Origin of the sequence: Vibrio sp. Hal054, assembly GCF_037162405.1 — a bacterium.
Lineage (GTDB): Bacteria > Pseudomonadota > Gammaproteobacteria > Enterobacterales > Vibrionaceae > Vibrio > Vibrio diazotrophicus.
The window spans coordinates 1337077-1357073 of record NZ_JARLUT010000001.1 but is presented as its reverse complement, the minus strand read 5'-3'; the positions used below and the strand labels follow the sequence as shown (position 1 = coordinate 1357073).

Genomic DNA, 19997 nt, shown 5'->3' with positions numbered 1-19997 from the left:
GAAACCACCTAAATAAAAAGGTTAAATTTAACTTTAGGGAAAATCGCAGGGGCGTAGATACAATAAAGCCCGCTAAAAAGCGGGCTTTATTGTTTGTTCACGAAGGAACGAATTTGGTGGGTCTAGGCAGACTCGAACTGCCGACCCCTACCATGTCAAGACATTAACAATAAACTTTATTTATACACTCTAACGGCACTTCCTCGTTTTAACAAGAAAAATGACTCCTACCCTTGATGAAGATCTCAACTTTACGGCGTAATGTGGACACGAAACGGTCATGAAATTAAAGTTCTTATATCGGAGATTATTTTTGATGTGAGGCGATTTTGAAAGACGAGATTATGGGATTTGATGCTACCCTATTCGACAATGTAGAGCTCATCCGAGTGTCAGTCAAAGAACTCATCTCTGACGATACAATTCAAGATCTGTTTGCCCAAGCGAATCCTTTAAGTGGATTAAGAACCTCAAATGAAGCAAATGATAAATCTGCATACCTATTCAATTTGCTATCTCTGCAATCGCCGATTATTTGTTATCGGTACCGTAAACAATTTAAAGCTCTGACCGGTTCATTTACCCTCACCAGACTCCGCAGTGCGATTGCTCAACACTACCTACCCGATGACTTTTCTATATTGGTATTTGCACTTAAAAAGAAACCATCTTCAAGCATAAAACGAGCAATCGTTTTATTCGATCTGACTAACGACTTGCTCTCTAAATGCTTTATCAGTGACACAAAAAAAATTAGCTTTTATCTACGGTCATGGTTCAAAAAGGACGAAGGCAAACGCAGTATTTACCAATCAGATGAGTGGCTAACTTTTTTTCCTGAACTTAACTCAGCAGAGAAAGTGGCAAACTTTTTATCCATTTCTAAAGCCGATTTGTAGCTCGCTAAGGATATAGATTCATGTCAACGCCAACCGTCGAAGATATACAAGCGTTTTTACCTTTTGCTCTAGGTCATCTTCTTAACCCACTCGAAAAATTACTTGAAGCCATCGATTGCCCTGAAGATTTCCGGGGCTTACAAAAAGTACATTCGTTGCTTGAATACCTTTTTGATACTCATCCTCAGAAATTCTGTGAGTTGTTCGACATCCAACAAGATATTGCCCGTCAATTACTCCAATTATTTTCAGAAGTGAATGAAGCCTTCTTTCAGAAATACAGCAATACAACTCATGCAAAAGGATGGATGAGTCGACGCCCACTGTATTCATTGCTATTTATTTTTGATGACCACCAGACGCCACAAGCCGCCTCGGCATTATTATTTTTTCTCAGTCATTATTACAATAATGAATTAAAAATAATCACGGAAGACCGCACCGAAACTTCGATTCGCTCTTTCAGGCTTCTTTATACCGATGAGGTCATCGACCGACGATGTTTTAATTCAAATTCAATAGATGATACGGCCAATCAGATCCTTCAGGTTCGTGAGATTCTGATGGATCAAGAACGCGAAAATGACGAAGAGTCAGGCTCATCAAGTCGTGTTGGTTACCTGCGAGACTTAGAACATTTTTACCGGCTCAATTGGAAAAAACGAAAGAGCTTTTCTCGTATATCTCAAAGAAGTATCCGTTCATCCTACAGCCGAAAAAAATAGAACGAGTAATCGGTTCGGATAACTTATTTACCGCCTCACTACTCAAACGTGGTTTGAGTAAACCACTTGTTGATGCTGGAGTATCCGCTGATGAAGATTATCCAGAACTTTGCATTATCAAAACTGAACAGCCAGTTTTACCTAAGCCACAACACGAATTACCCGATGTATCCGTCATTAAAGACAAGGCCAAAATCAATCACAAGAACCGTGGGATATCGAAGTGTGTTAGTAGGAGTCATAACATTACGCCGCTTGCGCGTAACCTTCTACAGCCTAATGAACTCAGTTACCTATGGCATGACCGCAGTTCTCAACGTACCACGCTCATAAACAAAATCCCCAGAACCGATATTCAATGCATTCTGCACCTCATCTTGATTACAGGGCGAAATCTGAGCGACGTCTGCAACTTAGACGTACATCACAGTACTAGTAATGACAACCTCGGGCTTATCGTTACTGAATCGGAGTTAATTTTAAAAATTGCTCCAAAGCCTACAGCTAAAAGAGGCAAGCATTCAGATAACCCCAACCTACTAAAAAACCAAACCGTCGCCGCCATAGCTCTCCCCCAATATTTTTATAATATGTTTATCAAAAGCAACTTACGTGGCCATACAAAGTTCTCAGGAAAGCCATCAGTCAATGCCTATAGAATAGCCATAGAGTCCTATTTAAAAAAGCTCAATCAGCGCCATCGTTGCCAAATCAGTCTAAAGCGGATTGAGAACTATCTCATCAACAACTTAATCGCTACAGAAAAACACGATCCGGTTATCCTGGAAATGTTAAGGGGAGAGCTAAGTTACTATAGTCGTTCACCTCGCCATTATGCCTGGTATTCTGAAACTGAAATTAATTGCCGAATCCAAGCAATATGGTTGGATATGTTTAATCAGATGAGGGGCTACGATACTGACATTCAAATACCAGTATTGCCTGAATTACAACTAGATTTAGATACCACCGGAATTGGATCTCAATTCACACCAACCAGAGCAGCAATAAAAGATTGGGTTAACCATCGTTTAGCCCACTTGAAACAATTCTCTGCATTTGATGTGGTCAAAAATTTAAGTAATCTGATCGACTATCATAATCAATACACGGCCTATACGCTGATCATGTTAGTGAATGCGTCAGGTTATAGAGCAGTTTACAATCCGCTGCCCAGTTTTGACTTGCTGCTATTGCGCTATCATGCCCTATGTATTTCAGATAAAGATTCATCAAAGACGTTTTCTCATACCCGAGTTGTCGTGTGCCCAACCGTTCTCAAATCGCAGTTACTGCACTATCAACGGCATACGAAAACACTGGCAAATCTCATTAGCCATTTATACCCGGCTCAATCAACGCAACTTTATGCGCAAACCTGCGATCACCAATTAATAGATCTTCCACATAAAAACGACCGAATCGAATGGTTCCTTACCGCGAAGAATTCACACGCAAATGATGGACTATTCTTTTTATTTATCCAGGATAAAGATGATCCCACCTTTTTCCGGACGAAAAATTCAGGACCATCTTACCTCAGTGAATATATCAATTTGCCACTAAATTTCGGGCGACATTACGTGCGCCGTTATCTACAACTATCGAATGTCCATCAGGAATTAGTAAAATTCCAATTGGGCCATTGGGTAAACGGTGAAACACCACTCGAAAAATGTTCCTCTCTAAGCCATAAAGTCGCAATAGAACAGCTCCTACCGGTTTTGGACGAAATGCTGGAAGAACTCAGCTGGGAGGCCATTCCGTCATTAATAACACGTAAGAGAGGTTGATATGCGCCGATTAAGTGACGTACTCAATTTGGAGATACAAAGCGCTTATTTACGGGCGGCTCAATCAGAAACGGGCGAATATCTCAAGTTAACCAACAATGAAAAGCTTGATTTGCCCAGCAAACTAAACATTACTAATGATGTTTATTCATTGACCCAGAAACATGGTTTGGTCGAAAACGGGAAAATACAATCCGAGTCACTAAATACCATTCAGAAGACCTTTCGCAAAGGGTTCGAAGATCACAATCTCCAGCTTAAATTGTTGGAACTTTTACTCTGTATCATAGAAAAACAGACAGGCATCACCGCCCCACCGATTAGCCAGACTTGTCATATCAGGCAAGATTTTCCGCTGCTCAAGCCCGATGACTTTTTAATGTCGCGACTGCAGGCCAGAATCTATGAGCTGGTTGAAAATGAATCATTGACTGCCCGCTATTTGGATCATCCAAAGCAAAACCAAGCCGTTCTTATGTTATGGCTAGTAATAAAAGAAGGAATCAAAAAATCAAAAGATATAGAGCAGTTACTGACGAAAAAGAGCACATTCTATCGAATTGGTGAACACTGGTTAGTTGAAACCAAGGGGCAACGCTACTGGTTGTCCCCAATGGCGGAATTATTCTTAACCGCTTATTGGAACGACAGCTCAAAAGTCAGGATCAATGTTATGTCAGAGATAAATGCTCTACTTCATGCGTACAGACTGTTGCCTAGAATATACAACCTACGGTTTGTCGATCTGCGCTCCGCATTTAAAAATGAATTCGTCCTTACTGTCAGTCCGGCAGAATACTCCATTTGCCAAGCAGCGCTACCCACAACCTCATTAACTCAGACATCACTCTATAGGCTACTGACCGACCAACGGGTTAAACAAGATGAAGAGGACTATGAACAACGAAAAATGCCGGTTCGGCAAAAGGTCGCATGGCTTTCAACTGGTTCAACATCGGCTGAAAGATTAAGAAAGAAAGCCATTCTAGAACAAGAAGAACTCACTACTGCTGAGCAAATTGAGGTAATCGAACATTATACTGGCAAACTCATTAAAACTTCGTTAACCGAAAGCATTCGGATCAGTACCAAGTTACAAAATGAACTTCGACCGAGGTTAGAAAGTAATGATATAGCAGCAAGTGCCCCCTGGGGCTGGATAGTGCTTTCATGGATGTATCATCTGCTTAAGTTTGGTGGAAAACATAAAAAGCGTCTACGTCTAACTACTATCAAATCCTATATTAGTTATGTTGCAGCTCCATTCATTCAAGAGTTTTCCGGTTGTGCACCAAAAAAATGGAGAGCCTGGATTGGGCGGAAAAACTCAATATTGTGGCGGAACAAATAGCCTCAACCAAAAAATCTTTCGTTCTCTATTTCGCTGAGTTCTTAATTGAAAGTGACATTGTTACAAACCTGTGTTTATCTGATATCGATATTCCCTCAATTGGCCATCGTGTTAATGCCAATTTAATCACTCACTACGAAGCCGAGCGTATCATTGAAGCCTGTAATTCAATCGGTACTCCTACGGCCAAAATCGCCAAATTGTGTTTTTACCTAGGATTTTATAGCGGATTACGCCGCGGTGAAGTCGCCGGACTGCAGTTTGCCGATTTCACGATTAAGGGCGTTCGGTATGCCAGTCTTCACGTACGGCCCAACAAATATCGAGAACTCAAATCAAGTGAAAGCTCCAGAAACCTACCGCTTGATTGTCTATGGCCTGAAAAATATCTACTTGAGTTAACTGGCTATCTCAACGTGACCAAAACCAAATTTACCCAGGAGAAATCACTCATTTTTAAAGATACCAGGCAATTAAATGAAGCATTTTCGCTGCTAACAGAAATTATGAAAATTGTTACCGGTGAACCTGAAATTCGATACCACCATTGTCGCCATTCCTTCTGCAACTGGACCTGGATTCGCCTCAACTATGCCGATCATTCACAATTAGCCGATTTTTCATTCAGCCAGCATAAATTTTTCGCCCAAGACAATCACCAACGATTATGTCAACGTCTCGCCATCGCTCCGTTCTCACGTAAAAAGCTCTGGGCATTATCCGGCTTACTAGGTCATTCTTCACCAGAAGTCACTACCTCATCATATTTTCATCTGAGTGAATTTATTCAACGAACTAAATTTTCCAACCACCAACCATCCGATACTTTGCTACGTCGATTTTGGGGCCAAGGCATACGAATTAGTGATCAAGGTAGGCTCCAGTCGGTACCCACATCAAAACACAATCTCATGGCCGCCGTTCCAGACACGTATGAACCAGCATCGCTGGTTTCAAGCCTTGATGAAGCAATCACACAACTCGGGCTAACTAAGTCGATTGAAATGAAACAAACCGTTTCTTTAAGTGCAGTTTGGGAAATCATTCAATTATTAGCCGAGGATCAACAATCTTCTGATATCGCCAACTTAACCGGTATTGATACATTAGCGGTCGAGGCCATCGTCAAATCCGATGAATCTATCGTGCGATCATCATTGTGCAGATCAAAGTATACACTTCCACCACTGGCTAACTATGCCAAACTAAACCGAGGGAATGTAAAAACGATTGAAAGTCTTATCAAGATGTTTGAAAACGCCATTGAAAACGATGCGATTCCAGAAGATTTCAATTTTACGTTGCTTAGTGAAATACTAAACGATCTGGTAGGGGCACAAGATTCGTTGATCCGAACCCATAATCAAAAAGCAGCCTTACTCCTACTTAAGCTAATCCAACTGATTGGCTTAAAAGAACGTCACGTCAAACTCAAGTGGTATTTCCCGAGCGAGACCTACTTCGATGCGAATGAGATAGATACGTACAAAAAACATCTATTATTCTGGGACGATACTATCCGAAGTCGAATTTTCCCCAATATAACGGTTGAAGTCCTAGTACCGAAAGCTCTGAAGCAATATATAAAGACATCCGCCAAATTTACAACCACTCTCAGTGATGCTGGTAGATTCCTCAAATATCATCCACCTGGCACAGTCAGTATTCACCTGTTACAAAGCAAATTTGATAATCAACGCATTGATAGTGAAGGTAACATCATTGAAACGCCGCTAAGAACTAGGGCGTTTGTTACATTTTTACGATTGTTAGCAATTTATACAAAAACCAAAGAGGCTAAGGACAATTCAATCACTATCGAATGATGGCGCCAATGATTTGCAGTTTGCTTGCATAAAATACATTGCCTATATCATGAATCTTCAACATGAGGCATGTGAGACGATTTAGGAAATACTGTCCATTCCAATCTTGAATATGGCTGAAAAGCGGTTGTACGCACTCAGGGGCCGACTCATCGTAGTGCCCCGAAATAAGTAGTGTTGGTACCTGAATTTTGCCTAAACGGGGATCACATCCCAATTTTTCATCGAACCAATAACGTGGAACTCATTGGGACCATTCATGGCATGATAAACCGTTGGATCTTCATCCATAGCATCAAATGTACGAACAACTTCTTCAGGCCATTTATCCAAACGGCATACATGGAGTGTGTAAATTTGGTTTCCAAGACTTTACGAACACGGTATTTGGCATAACGAATTGAGTGCGGATGGATTAAGAATTCATGAGCAGGCCTTAAATGATAATGAGGATGCCAAGCTATCAATAATTAAGTAAAAAAGAAGATGTTAGTAAATGCCCTAACGGAAAGATGATTGTCTTTGCAAAAGGACGGGGTGCTCTTGGATTTAATTTGCTGAGATATGTAGGTATCTTTAGGGTGAGTCTTGCTGAGAGTACCGATACGGCATTGATATTTGAACGTGTTAATGACAGTGAAAAAATTCGAGGGTGTATCTCAGACGATTAATCCTTCCTGGAACTTATAATTAATTAACACTCCAAATAAACAAATGAGATCATGAATTCAAGTCAAGTTATCATGGGGAACGCTATAAAATTGCTCACTCAATCACCGCTGGATTCGGGATGCTCAATAAACTTAGCGCCATTTTCTAAGGTTTTCATAGTCGTTCTGCTGCTAAGACCATTTCTGCTCATCAATCCATTGCAAACACGTACGTTCAAGCTTGTCGATGTAAGGAGTCAACGTATCAACGTTTTTCTGATAGCGCATCATATCCTTCACAAAACTACACGGCCGGACTATACGTAAAGTGGTATCGTTATGGCAGATAAAATCCACAATTGGATGCCCACCGTCATCTTTGCGCTCGATAAGGTACGTCGCTACCGGTTCTCTGTTTAGCTTGCTCGTTAATTGGTGTTGAAATTGGGCATAATGATCCTGAAGATAGCGTTTCACATCCAAGTAGTGTCGCTGGTGAACTCGATTATCATTGAAGAACGTTGCTCGATTATCATGTGCCTGACTACCCAGCTCTACCGTTATAGTAACCTGATAGGGATAGTGCGTTTCCAGCCACTGCTCGATCCGCTCTTCCACTTCTTCGAGAATAAAATTGGTGGCGGAATAGAGATTACCGTAAGTAAACTGGCCCTGGTAAAACAAGCGGATCCAATCTCCACGATACAAACTCAGATAATCGTGGGGAGTAGTTGACATAACCCGCAACCCTTGTGGATTTTGCTCAGGTTCATCAGGGTTATATTGGTTGTCTATAGCACGCTGCTGTTGATGCCAAAACTCAATGTCATAGCTGAGTAAGTCGCCATATAGCCCAATTTCCTTCTCTTCTCTAACCTATTCACACATCGACAGTTTATCCGCCCCCTTTCCCCGGAGCAGTTGAATCTCAGCGTTGAGTTGGTAGAGCGTATCCGCTGAAGCTTCATCCCAAAGCATTTGACGAGTGGCTTCATCCGCTTGGGTATAACCAGGAAGATACGTTTCAATGATATCGTCGTTCATTTACAGAACCTGTGTATTTATACAGCCAAAAGATAGCAAGGAGATGGACGGGAGTAAAACAATTTATCTCGTTTATCAGGGGAAATAATGATTTTCCCAAACACACTCAATCCACACTAACTGACCTTGTCGTAATCGAGTTAACACCACTTCTCCGACTAAAGAGCAAAATGCCTGACCTGGTAATGGAGTAATTAACACCGTAGGCAATTGATTGCGGTATCGTTTATCGATTAATGTCTGAAGCGTTTGCTGCTCACTGGCTGAATAGCGGGATTTATCTAAGTCGTCCACCACCAGCACATCGCTCTGAGTTAAACGCTGAAGTATTTGCCATTCTGATTGGGTGGTACTTGAGCGATAAGTACTGCGAATTTCTAGTATCAAATCATGGAAAGAAATAATTTCACTGCTTAGTCCCAAATCACTCAGTGAATACATCACCGCCGTTGCCAGATACGTCTTTCCAGATCCTCGATAACCAGCCAATACCAAGTTGGTATCCATACCTTGGCTAACCCATTCAATCCAACGTTGTAAGGTACTGACCGCGTCTGCCCGAGTTGGAGTGTGGCTCCTATAGTTCTCCAAACGGCATTGTTTAAAACGGGCACCAACCCCTCTTACCTCACCGATCACTGAACGTGATGAGGCTGTAATATCAACACTCGGCTGACTATGGCGACGAATGTGCTCCATCTCTTCAACCGTCTTTGGCGTGATATGAGCAGGAATATATTTGAGAATCGACGTGAAGTGACTCATCGTTTTAACCTCCAAGGTAAACCAAATTCACTCTTCGGCGAAGCAGTCTCTGTTGTAGTCTTTAGTAATCTCTGTGTATTCTCTGTAATAGGTCGGCGGATTTCGCCACTACAGTATGGCAGACGGGTATACTCTGGATTGGCGCAATCCGCCATACTAGTTTGCCCCAAACAGCCAATCAAGTTTGGCTCATCAATCCGGTAGTAAATCCGGCACGGCACCCCTTGTTTTTTCTCCACCAGAATACCCAGTTTTCTTAACTTTGAACGAGCCGTATCAATCTCTCTGCGGGTCATCCCCGTTTCTTCACCCCACTCTTCAATCGATTTATAAAACCATCGTTCAGCGTCTTTAGTCCGTTTTGACCAGTACAACGCCTGACTGAGCAGTAAAGCACCGGTAATACCGATGCCCAACTGAACAAACGCACGATGAAAAGCAATGGGACGGTCTAAGTAGTCCAACATGCGTTCACCTATCCAAAAGTACCCTGAGTATCACGTCGAGCCTTCCGCTCTTTGACAAAATCATCGAATCGATATTGTATCAAGCCCAAAATTAAATCCGGTGATACACGCCCCGCAGTGAAGTGATAATGCAGTAGTACATTCATCACCCCTGACGCCAACGCATCAATCATTCCCTCTTCATCCGTTATGACACTGGATACCGGCTCTAGTCGCACACGAATTTGCATTTTCACTTCCGACTTAAACGCCAGAATATCGGGCGTGGTGTAACGAAAGAAGTGCCCCTGATTTAATACGTCTAGACATAAGCTGGCACAATGAACGGTCATGGTGTTGTATTTCATTGTTTTTTCTCCTTCACCTGGGTCAGTAAGCGTTCAAATGCTGAGCCATCCTGACGAGTCAGGTTGGGAACATAACGGCTGTAGATTTCGAACAACATTTTGGTATTGGAATGCCCCATCTGACGGGCAATCCATTCCGGTGCCTCACCAGCCGCTAACCAGAGTGTCGCGGCAGTATGACGAGTTTCGTACGGGCGACGATAAGGTAAGCCCATTTTCCTTAAGGTTGGCTTCCAAACCCGGTCGCGAATGTTACCTTTATCCAAAGGATTACCTTCGGCATTACAAAAGACATACTCTCCTGCACCAGTCACTTCTTTCTGAGCATTGAGCGCTTCCACCACTATACTCGACATATGAATATCACGAGCAGAACCCAAGGTTTTCGTGGTATCCATCTTCCCCTGAACATAGGTTTCACGGACACTAATTACCCCTAAACGAAAATCCACATATCGCCATTTCAGACCATCGATTTCTGAGGTGCGCATGCCGGTAAAAAAACGTACCAGAAAGTAATTGCGATACTCGTTTTTCACCACATTTAAGAAATCCATCACTTCTTCCAAAGTAAACGGATTCACATCGCGCTTTTCTACCCGCAATGGTTTGATGTTTTCAAACTGGCACCGAAACCCATAGCGGTCAGCCGCTTCACGTAATATCATGCGAAGAGGTGTCATGACATGATTGACAAAATCGGTTGAGAGCTTCGTTCCATCCGGTTTGGTCTGCATTAACTTTGCTCGGTATTTGAGGATATCTGGCCGCTGAATTTGATCGACATTCACATCGCCAAACTCAGGTACGAGATAACCAAATAAATACACTTTCATGCTGTTCACATAACTGGTTTTCCAGCGAACCTCATTTTCACCGAACCATTCGTGGGCAAAATCTTCAAAGGGAATGCTGGTAATTCCCTGCAGCTCCTGCGAAGCAGTTTTATAAGCGCCGAGCAACTCTTCTTTCTTCCGCCGAGCCAGGATGTCTTGCTTGACGAACTTAGATGCAAGATTCGAGTCAGGAAAATATTCGCTGTAAACGAAACACCCTAACCTGATATCCGCATCAATCTGATTTAGCAGTTTGGTGAGTTTTCTCTGATTAGCGGCTGTGTTATTGAGTAACGTTTGTTCTCTACACCGCACGTTACAATAACGAAAATCGATATATAGCTTGTCTCCCCTCACATTAACGCTACCCATAACATACTCTCCCTGCTGCCATCGGAATATAAACCGCATTTCGTGTCGCACTCTGGTATAATTCCACTTCTACCTCTTCCCATATGTATAGAATTTTTCTACCATGGAAAGGTCGAATGTAGTGTTTACCTTCGATAAATACTGAGTCTCGCAGTTTTGCATTAATGTAGTTGGCGCTATATTTGATCCGAACTGCGAGCTCTTTCACCGTTAATAGTGTCTGGTTCATAGAGACCTCCTTTTGACTTATTTTCGTCTTCTCAAGACAAATATACGAGTCATTTTTCGTCTTATCAAGACATTTATTCGAACATTTGGTAATAAGAATTTGATTAGATATAAGATTAGGGAATTAGTGGCAGAGAAGTCTAAGCGCGAAGGGAGACGTATAACTTTATCTTATTTGGCTGAGCAAGTAGGTATTCAAAGTTCAGCTATGTCAAAAATTGCTAATAACACCGGATACCATACCAGCGTCACCACCATTGAAGCCTTGTGTAAGTTCTTTGACTGTAAGATTGAAGATGTGATCGAGTATTTACCCGATAGTGATTGAGTTTTGATTTGCCAGAAGTCAGTGTTTGCATTGTCGAAATAGTTCTCCCTGTCTTCTTCTAGAAGAAAATTTCAGCTTATAAACCCAGCCTATCGGATGACCAAATCTGATCAACGGTACTGGCATTACTGAGGGAAGATGACGGGATAAGTACCAGCCGATTCTGTCATGCCTTTACATTCTGGTCTGGATTAATACTTCTCTCCTTACACATCGATATTCAGCGATTGTGATTTTCATTATCCTAAGCTCTCTGGTATTGAGTTTCTCTTCCTTCCAGATATTTTTAATCGTGCCGATACTCACATTGATGCCGTGTTGCTTTAACTCCATCATTAGTTGCATCAATGTAAAGTGTGTATTCTGTAACGTCAGCTCTATAATCTTGTCTTCTACGTGCTCTGGGATAGGATTCTTACTGCGTTTCAGAGGCTTATTAATCCGCTTCAGACATAATGGCTCTTCTTCTGCCATTATTTTTAGGTGTAAAGGGATTGGCGGGAGCAACCAAGGATATGGGCTGCTTTGGATATACTCCCCAACTGTTCGACAAACAAAGCTTACAAACCACCTAAAGTTTGTAGCGCTATAAATATCTGGTAAGGCAGCTTGTGATCATCTAGTATTATTCAATAATAAAGTGGTTATTTTATATAGGTAAAAGCATGGGTTCACGAAAAACCATAATCACAAATCACCGCAAGGTAGAATCAATGCGTAAATTGACCCAAGCCTGTAAATTGGCAATTAAAGAGGGTAAGTACAAAGTTGTTACTTTGAACAAAAATAAACAACCACTTTAACCACATTAAAAATGCGAGACATGGGCTTTGTTTCCTAATTCGCTTTCAGTTAAAAACGCCCCTAACATGGCTAATTGTTATGCGATCACCATCGTTTCAGGCATACCTAGCCCTGTGAGCTTGTTTAACGCTTTTATCATGGCGTAAGTCTCACCAACCTGAGCATTGTAATTTCTTAAGCTTAATGTCCCACCGAGCAGTTTTTTCACACGGAACATCGCCGTCTCTGAGAGCGAACGTTTATGGTAGCCGTACTTCTTTTTACAATGCTTATTTGAACCATATAGTTTCTGGCACCCGACAGCTAGATTACGAGGATGGCCCTGCTCCCAGAAGGCTGCGCCTTCCCTCGGCGGAATGAGCGGAATAGCTTGCTTGAGGTGAATAGCTTCGTAGCACAACCTTGTGTCATAAGCTCCATCGCCAGATATCTCAATGATTCTTCGGCGTGTCTGTCTGAGCAAATTAGGAAGCGCTTCACCGTCGCCCACATTCGATAAACTTAACTCAGCAGCAATGATTTCATGCGTGTCTGTATCGACCGCTAAATGTAACTTTCGCCAGATACGGCGCTTCCCGTCAGTGCCATGTTTTTTGACTTTCCACTCGCCCTCACCGTAGACCTTCAGCCCTGTTGCATCAATGGCTAAATGCTGGATTGTTCCTTTAGTCTTTGTTTTGAATGCGACGTTAACCGTTTTAGCTCGCTTGCTAATGCATGAATAATGAGGGCATGACAACGGTAGTTGAGCGAGCTTAAAAATAGAGTTAATGAACCCTTGAAGACCTCTCAACGGCATTGAAAATACCCGCTTAACCATAAGAGCCGTCGTAATGGCTAAGTCACTAAACAAACGAGGCCTTCCACGATTGCCTTGCTTGATTTGTTTCCATAACTGGATAGCTTCTTCATCAATCCAAAATGTCAGTGAACCGCGATTGATTAAAGCTTGGTTATAGTGTTTCTAATTGGTTGTTTTGTAGCGAGGCTTGGCCATTAGTCTAAGTATTTGGATGAACTTAGCTGATCAGATCGTAGATTGATGATTTAGTTCCATGATTTAGGAAACAGAGCCCGAGACATGTGTTGTTTTTGAAGTAGATACTGCAGCTTTTTAAATGAATCGTTCTTTATTGCTGAAGATTAATTCTTTCCATTTATCAATTTAGTATTAGACATCCATATCGTTCGATTATAACAAGGAATTCACGGATGAAAGTGTTCTATGTGATATTACAGAAAAATCATAACTAATTGATTTTTCTATCATATAATCAAGTCTGTAAATAGAGTATGAATGATATATTCTTCCTATCTTGTAGGCCTCATGTAAATCTTTGGATAATCATCAGCACTTACGGGACCCCGAAAAACATTAACCAGTTGATTTATATGACTTTAAAATCTAATCCGATAATCACTTGTGAATACTATATCCTCTCTAGCACAAAGACTACGTATTAAACATCCGAATACGATATAAACATCACCAATTGATACTAAGGGCTAAAAGGATAAGCGAAGGTTCTAACGGAGATTTTTGACTATCTGGTGGAATTTAGCGAATACAAAGAAGCCATATCAGTCATGTTTGACATGAAATTTACGCGATTTCGTGGTGTATGTATTAATACAATTTGAACACTGTCTATAGTAACTCTATGTAGTCGGTGCAAACAGAGTTACTTTCAGAGACACAAGCTATAGAGCTAACCTAATGTTTTTCTATTTGTTGCTTCGATTCTTATCATATATTACAGCAAACGTAGCCACCGCGAACGAACCACCTAAAAGAATCCCCATTGCTATTATAAATTCAGTACTCATACGTAACCTATTCTGATTCCATGCCTAGATAATATTGTAGCAAATCTTAATGCTCGACTTGTTGGAAAATTTCGTACAACGCTATTTGAGTACGATTAATGCTCACATCTCGACTCGTAAATGACATTAGATTAATCATAGCATAATGAGTAGATAAAGATCATGAAAGTCAGCGCTGAAACAAGGAACGGGGCGTGCGACGTGAGGTCGTATGAAACGCTGTTCACCGCTAAACGAGTGAACCATCTGTATCACCAGATGAACCTAGGAGCTTGAATAAAGTAACGGCTCTGACAATGTAACGAAGATTGGTATTTGTCAATCGGGATCTAAATCGTTAGAGGACGCTCCTCCTGATAAACACAAGTCGGGTGAGTGCTAGGTAGTCAGCATGAGGAACGCATGTGAATCCGTGTAAGGTGCGTTATCCTTCGAAACAGCGGACGTGGTTAATACGCATTAGCCAAAAGGCACGAGAGTCGGAAAGTGCCCCATGCTCTTTCGTGATCGTTGAACTCTCCGCACCTATAGCGGGCATCTCAACTGATATTGCGCGACATACGGAACACGGTAAGTGCACTAACTCTTAATACAAAAAACCCGCCAAGTAGGCGGGAGCTAAGGAGCAAATAGTCTTTAAGACTCAAGGATGCCTATTAAGGGGGAAGCATCAATTAAAAGCTCTCGCCAATACGCCTGAACCACGATAGTTGTATCCTCTTGAGCTACAGCTTACAAACGCAGATTCACCAGCGGCTAATGTAACGGTTGTATTCAGTACAGTGATATCGACTTTGCCCTCAATACAAAACAAAATTTCCGCACTACGCACGTACTGCTTTCTGCTGGTCAAATCTACATTAATAATCTCAAAGCCAAAGTCATCTACAGGTATTGGATAACCGAACTTATTTTCCATTTGATAAGGCCGTAATTTGATACGCTCTGACGGAGTCGGTATGAATTTAGTATTTTCAATCAACTCCGAAACATCCATGTATTTGGGTGTTAATCCCGCACGAAGGACATTGTCTGAATTAGCCATAATCTCCAAACCCACCCCTCGTACGTATGCATGAGGGGTTTCCGCATGCAAAAACATTGCATCACCTGGCTCTAGTTCAATCACATTTAACAATAATGGTGAAAAAAGTCCTATGTCGTCATCATAATCGCGTTTAAATTCAGAGATAAGTGAAAATGCTTCTCGTGCTTTTAGTGTTTTTGCCCCATCAGCTAACGCTCGAAATAACTCAGATAAAGCCTGTTGTTTGCGTTCACCGGAAAGATTCATGACAACTGAAAAAAAGCCTTTAAACCTTTCTCATGTTGATTGGCCTGTAAGGTATCAATGTCATTACGCAATGACTCTATTTTTGCCTGATTAAATAAACTGACAATGTCTGATATTGGCCTAAATCCGTTCATTGCTTTATAGAAGGTCAGTGCGTACACCAACTCAGGCTTATGATTGCCATCCTTGAAATTGCGGTTGCTAGCACCCAATGCGATACCCAGAGAATTTTCTTTCTCGAAACCTTCTTCTGCTTTCTTTTTGCTTGGATGCACTTGAACTGAAAGAGGCTTTTCTGCTGCCAGTACCTTAAACAGAAATGGTAAATCACCAAATCGATCTGCTGTATAATTCCCTAGCACTTGGTTAGGGTCTTCAAGAATGAGTTCTGCTAGAGTCTTGCCACTTGTTAGTATTTTTGAACATCCATTGGGATGTGAGCCCATCCATATTTCCGCTTGTGGTACGTGATCTGGATTATCAATACCAAAGAGTTCTGATAGAGCAGTTGAGCTGCCCCAAGGGTAATGTTGAACAACATTGTCAAGCTTGAATATAGAGTTATCCATTGTTCGTCCCCTTATCTGCCAAACTCATACCTAACCAAAGTGCGGATGCTAGATTTCTAGAAGTCCTAGTTAAATTGGATTTTGCTTCAGCGAGAACTGTTTCTAAAGGTTGTGGAGCACGCACAGTACCAAATAGCGTATCTATATATCCGTATAGCTCATCAATATTTTCGCCTAAAGAGCCTGCAATACCAATAACGGGAATACCTCTAAATTTTGCGCGTTTTGCTATACCAAATGGTACTTTCCCCTGCAGAGTTTGGTTGTCCATCTGACCTTCACCAGTAATAACCAAGTCTGTGTTTTTAAGAAGCTCATCAACATTCAAGGCATCCATTACGATTTCTATTCCTGGCTGAAGATGAATATCAAACAAAATCGATAAACCTAAAGGAACCCCACCAGCAGCTCCAAAGCCCGCACTATGACGATGATCTGCCCCATTAATTGGGGCTGCAACCATTGAGAATTGCCCTAACGCTTTATCGAGTTTGATTATCATCTCTTCAGAGGCACCTTTTTGAGGGCCGTAAATATGACTTGCACCAAACTCTCCACATAATGGATTAGACACATCACATGCGACCTGCAATTCAACATATTTACATCGAGGATGAGCGTTAGCTAAATTTATGGAATAAATCTGCTCTAATGCGGCACCACCTTTAGACAATTCGTTTCCATCACTGTCCAATAATTTGCCACCAAGCGCTTGTACGATTCCAGCCCCGCCATCATTGCTCGCACTTCCGCCGAGTCCTAATAGTATTTTCTTTACACCAATATCCAACGCTTCTTTAATTATTTCGCCAGTACCATAAGTAGATGCCACCATCGGATTTCGCTCACTTGGTTTTAGCAGGTCTAAACCTGAAGCGGCTGCTACTTCTATCAGTGCGGTTGTCCCATTATCTAACAACGCCCAATTAGCATGAACAGGGGTTCCCATTGGGCCTTCAACAAGAGAAACTCGGTGTTCTCCTTTCAAGCCTTGTGTTAATACTTCAACAGTTCCTTCTCCTCCATCAGCCAATGGAAGATGCTGGTATTCGGCATTAGGGAACACTTCTCTAAAGCCTTCTTCAATAGCACAACAAGCCTGCTTAGCATTCATAGATTCTTTATACGAATCTGGAGCAATTACGATCTTCATTCAATTAACCTTATTTCTTATTGATACTCTTGAAGTTGGTCGTCAAAAACGACCTACTCCATTAGAACTTCACTAGGAAAGACTTAACCTGACACGGTTTCATAAGGCCAAATGATGTATTGTGCGTTGCTGTCGAAATGATTGATTCATCCAACAATGTTTCGTTCCAAGACGTGATTCCATCTTCGAAAGTCACTTCGTCGACTATCTCTTTATTTTCTGATGGATTGAAAACTCGAATAATTAAGGCTTCAGCGTCTTCAGCTTTTTTCACCGCACTTAATACCGCACCATCGATTGATTTATTGAATAAACTATAAGTTAACGGAATATCTTGCTTGCCAACATTGAGTTTCATAGCGTTATATGGGATCTTGTTGTAACACTCTATTGGTGTCACGTTATCTCGAGCATGAGCCATAACGTTAGCGTCAATATGATTGCCTGCGAAGCCAAATAGCGCAAAATTGCACTCCAACTTACCGCGAGTTTGTGAATCCGGAGTAGGTATTTTAATACCCGACGGACGACCAGGGCGAAGCAACAGCTCTTCTTTACCTAACACGCCAACACCACGAAGTAATGTTAGAGCAAAGGTATCACGCTGCTCGTCACCTTGACTTGCGATCACTTCAAACTCGCGCAAGCCATTAGTCATGAGCGCCAAGCCTCCCACTTGATTTTCCACTGCAGCAAAGTTAATAAGCTGATACACAGGTACTGGAGCTTCTTTCCAACCTTCTTGCTCCCATACTTGCATAGCAGGATCGTTGGTTGGACGAGTAATCAAACCAAACTGGTTGTCTGCAACCACACGCTCAGAGACAAACGGTGTTGGTATCAGTACACGCACGCGGTGATCATCCGCTTGGTTGTCAACAACCATGCAAACGTCAATTCGACGTGAGCCTTGCTTAAGGATTACTTGACATTCAATATGGACATACCCACTTAAGCCGCTACGAGCTTCCCGTTCTATTAAATCCTCAGGCACCTCCATATGAGTTTCGATAGTTGCCACCGACTGGAAACCCTCATGTTTTACTGAGATTTGTGCATCATACTCATCCGAGTACAGTATCCACTCCTTACGTGACGGTGAGTAGTCGTATTCATCCCCATCATCCGAACCATCTTCAAGACGCAGGACTTGATCAAAAGTCATCTGCGTTTCTTTGTCGAAAATAGTCAATGTGCCGTTGGAGTTGACGTTGATACGATAGAATTCATTTTCCATCATGGCTGCGTCACCACCAAAATCAATTTCTTTTTGTGCTCCAGTTTGGTTCGCTTCGATGTGCAATGTTGTATACCCCATCGCAGGTACGGCGTACTTAATTTGAATGTCGTATTCAATGAACGGATCGTAGTTGCCGTAATGTACAATTTGTCGGTCAATTTTACCGGGATCAATTACGCGCTGATCTTGAATGTAGTACTCAACAGAATTGCCTAGGTCATCAAACAGATTGAAGGACTCTGCACGAATGGTTATCGTGGTATTGATCACTTCATCACGCTCATACGGCGACAAATTAAATAGCACTAGCTTGTCGCAACCTTCGCGCGCAGGCATGTGGTCGACAATCTTACGCTTATAGAAGTTGATGAGGTTCGTCGCCATGTCGTCAGCTAGAATGTATCGATTCAAAATTTCAGCATGAACTTTGTCTGAACAACAGCAGCCAATCGAGTCATGGGCGTGGTTTTTCATGCTCTCTTTCCACATTTTCTCAATAAGTCCGTGGTGATATTCAAAGCCTAGCGTCCAGGCAATTGAAGCAAGCGGCTCTAGAATATTGACGATCTTGTTTTCTACTTCTGCATGGATCAACTTGATATCCATACGTGTCGATGAGATGGTTCGGTGAACACGCATATACTTGCCGTCATTAAACTCACCCTTGATGGTATCAAGCTTATCGCGCTCATCACGAATACGATCAAACACCTCCTCAAAACGGCTCATAACAAACTCACGTTCTGGGTAGATCTCGCGAAGCTTATCCATTACTTCGAAGATATCTTTTTGGATTGGCATTTGGTCATGACCATTCGGTAGCAAAATATCTTTTGTGACCGAAGGTTTCTCCAACACAGGAAAGTATTTATCTAAACGTGCACGCAAGCTGGCTTCATCTTGTGGCAGGTATTTACCAATTGCGTAACCCAATGGTAGCACTTGCGTCATGACTTCTGAGCCGTCATTAGATTGCCATAAAAATTCGGTTTTGTTAGTGCCATGACGCTCTGAACAACCACGCCAAAACATCGCAGTATCAATACCAAACCCATTATAAATCATCGGTAATTGCGAACTCATTGAGAAGGAATCTGGCAAATAGCCAATTTTCATCGGCTCACCGAGCGACATACAATCTCGAATTCCGTATAGCATATTACGAACAATCGACTCCCCAGAGACCTGCATCGTATCGGTTTGCGAATACCAAGGACCAATGATCAATCTACCCGCTTCAACTAAGGATTGAACACGTTGCTTGTTCTCTGGTTTGATCGCGAAATAGTCTTCCAGCACAGCAGTCTGACCATCAAGTACGTAATATTTGTACTGCGGGTCACACTCCAAACGATGCATGATTTCTTCCATATTGTTGACCAAAAGAATACGAGATTCTTCAGTTGTGAAATACCATTCACGATCCCAGTGCATATGAGGAGTAATGTGAACACGTGATTTAATCATTTGGGGAATACC

General features: G+C 41.9%; 16 protein-coding genes and 2 pseudogenes. 6 read left to right on the top strand and 12 right to left on the bottom strand.

Features of this window, described 5'->3' with window-relative positions; genetic code table 11:
- The first annotated feature begins 329 nt into the window (after positions 1-329).
- The 5 genes from P4S58_RS06280 to P4S58_RS06260 are packed head-to-tail and all read left to right on the top strand — an operon-like array spanning position 330 to position 6594.
- Entirely contained in the window at positions 330-899 is a 570-nt protein-coding gene (locus P4S58_RS06280) for a hypothetical protein (RefSeq protein WP_337163220.1), read from the top strand.
- Positions 900-919: 20 nt separating this feature from the next.
- Entirely contained in the window at positions 920-1624 is a 705-nt protein-coding gene (locus tag P4S58_RS06275; protein ID WP_337163218.1) for a hypothetical protein, read from the top strand.
- Positions 1552-3417: a hypothetical protein gene (locus tag P4S58_RS06270; protein WP_337163216.1), complete on the top strand. Its 1866-nt coding sequence runs from the start codon at positions 1552-1554 to the stop codon at positions 3415-3417. The genes P4S58_RS06275 and P4S58_RS06270 overlap by 73 nt, the downstream gene beginning before the upstream one ends.
- A gap of 1 nt (position 3418) precedes the next feature.
- On the top strand, positions 3419-4768 hold the full coding sequence (locus P4S58_RS06265) for a hypothetical protein (RefSeq protein ID WP_337163214.1): 1350 nt from the start codon (positions 3419-3421) through the stop codon (positions 4766-4768).
- The gene (locus tag P4S58_RS06260; RefSeq protein WP_337163212.1) at positions 4717-6594 is read left to right on the top strand and encodes a tyrosine-type recombinase/integrase; all 1878 of its coding nucleotides are present in this window, start codon (positions 4717-4719) and stop codon (positions 6592-6594) included. The genes P4S58_RS06265 and P4S58_RS06260 overlap by 52 nt, the downstream gene beginning before the upstream one ends.
- A gap of 195 nt (positions 6595-6789) precedes the next feature.
- Here the strand turns inward: P4S58_RS06260 and P4S58_RS06255 are convergent, their stop codons facing one another.
- The 8 genes from P4S58_RS06255 to P4S58_RS06220 all read right to left on the bottom strand — a co-directional run bounded on the left by P4S58_RS06255 (position 6790) and on the right by P4S58_RS06220 (position 11304).
- Positions 6790-6927 (bottom strand): hypothetical protein, encoded by a 138-nt coding sequence (locus P4S58_RS06255; protein ID WP_337163211.1) that lies wholly within the window; start codon positions 6925-6927, stop codon positions 6790-6792.
- A gap of 509 nt (positions 6928-7436) precedes the next feature.
- Positions 7437-7928 (bottom strand): hypothetical protein, encoded by a 492-nt coding sequence (locus tag P4S58_RS06250; protein ID WP_337163210.1) that lies wholly within the window; start codon positions 7926-7928, stop codon positions 7437-7439.
- 192 nt (positions 7929-8120) lie between these two features.
- Positions 8121-8288 carry a hypothetical protein gene (locus P4S58_RS06245; RefSeq protein WP_337163209.1) on the bottom strand — a complete coding sequence of 56 codons (168 nt, stop codon included), beginning with the start codon at positions 8286-8288 and terminating at the stop codon, positions 8121-8123.
- Between the two features lie 75 nt (positions 8289-8363).
- Positions 8364-9053, bottom strand: coding sequence for an ATP-binding protein (locus P4S58_RS06240; protein WP_337163207.1), 690 nt, complete (start codon positions 9051-9053; stop codon positions 8364-8366).
- On the bottom strand, positions 9050-9520 hold the full coding sequence (locus P4S58_RS06235) for a hypothetical protein (RefSeq protein WP_337163205.1): 471 nt from the start codon (positions 9518-9520) through the stop codon (positions 9050-9052). Before P4S58_RS06235 ends, P4S58_RS06240 begins: the two co-directional genes overlap by 4 nt.
- 8 nt (positions 9521-9528) lie before the next feature.
- Complete coding sequence (locus P4S58_RS06230) at positions 9529-9867, bottom strand: hypothetical protein (protein ID WP_337163203.1); 339 nt, start codon at positions 9865-9867, stop codon at positions 9529-9531.
- Entirely contained in the window at positions 9864-11075 is a 1212-nt protein-coding gene (locus tag P4S58_RS06225) for an Arm DNA-binding domain-containing protein (protein ID WP_337163201.1), read from the bottom strand. Before P4S58_RS06225 ends, P4S58_RS06230 begins: the two co-directional genes overlap by 4 nt.
- Entirely contained in the window at positions 11068-11304 is a 237-nt protein-coding gene (locus tag P4S58_RS06220; protein WP_042482750.1) for a hypothetical protein, read from the bottom strand. Before P4S58_RS06220 ends, P4S58_RS06225 begins: the two co-directional genes overlap by 8 nt.
- Positions 11305-11430: 126 nt before the next feature.
- Here P4S58_RS06220 and P4S58_RS06215 point away from each other — a divergent pair, with 126 nt between their 5' ends.
- A complete protein-coding gene (locus P4S58_RS06215; protein ID WP_242506669.1) occupies positions 11431-11631 on the top strand; it encodes a helix-turn-helix domain-containing protein in 201 nt (66 codons plus the stop codon).
- 880 nt (positions 11632-12511) lie between these two features.
- Here the strand turns inward: P4S58_RS06215 and P4S58_RS06210 are convergent.
- From P4S58_RS06210 to mngB, 4 genes and pseudogenes are all read right to left on the bottom strand, one after another.
- A pseudogene (locus P4S58_RS06210) lies at positions 12512-13432 on the bottom strand (IS5 family transposase).
- 1500 nt (positions 13433-14932) lie between these two features.
- Positions 14933-16125 (bottom strand): annotated as a pseudogene (manA, locus tag P4S58_RS06205) (mannose-6-phosphate isomerase, class I).
- On the bottom strand, positions 16118-17278 hold the full coding sequence (locus P4S58_RS06200; RefSeq protein WP_337163199.1) for a glycerate kinase: 1161 nt from the start codon (positions 17276-17278) through the stop codon (positions 16118-16120). The pseudogene manA and the gene P4S58_RS06200 overlap by 8 nt, the downstream one beginning before the upstream one ends.
- 61 nt (positions 17279-17339) lie before the next feature.
- Positions 17340-19985, bottom strand: coding sequence for a mannosylglycerate hydrolase (gene mngB, locus P4S58_RS06195; RefSeq protein WP_337163198.1), 2646 nt, complete (start codon positions 19983-19985; stop codon positions 17340-17342).
- Positions 19986-19997: the final 12 nt, after the last annotated feature.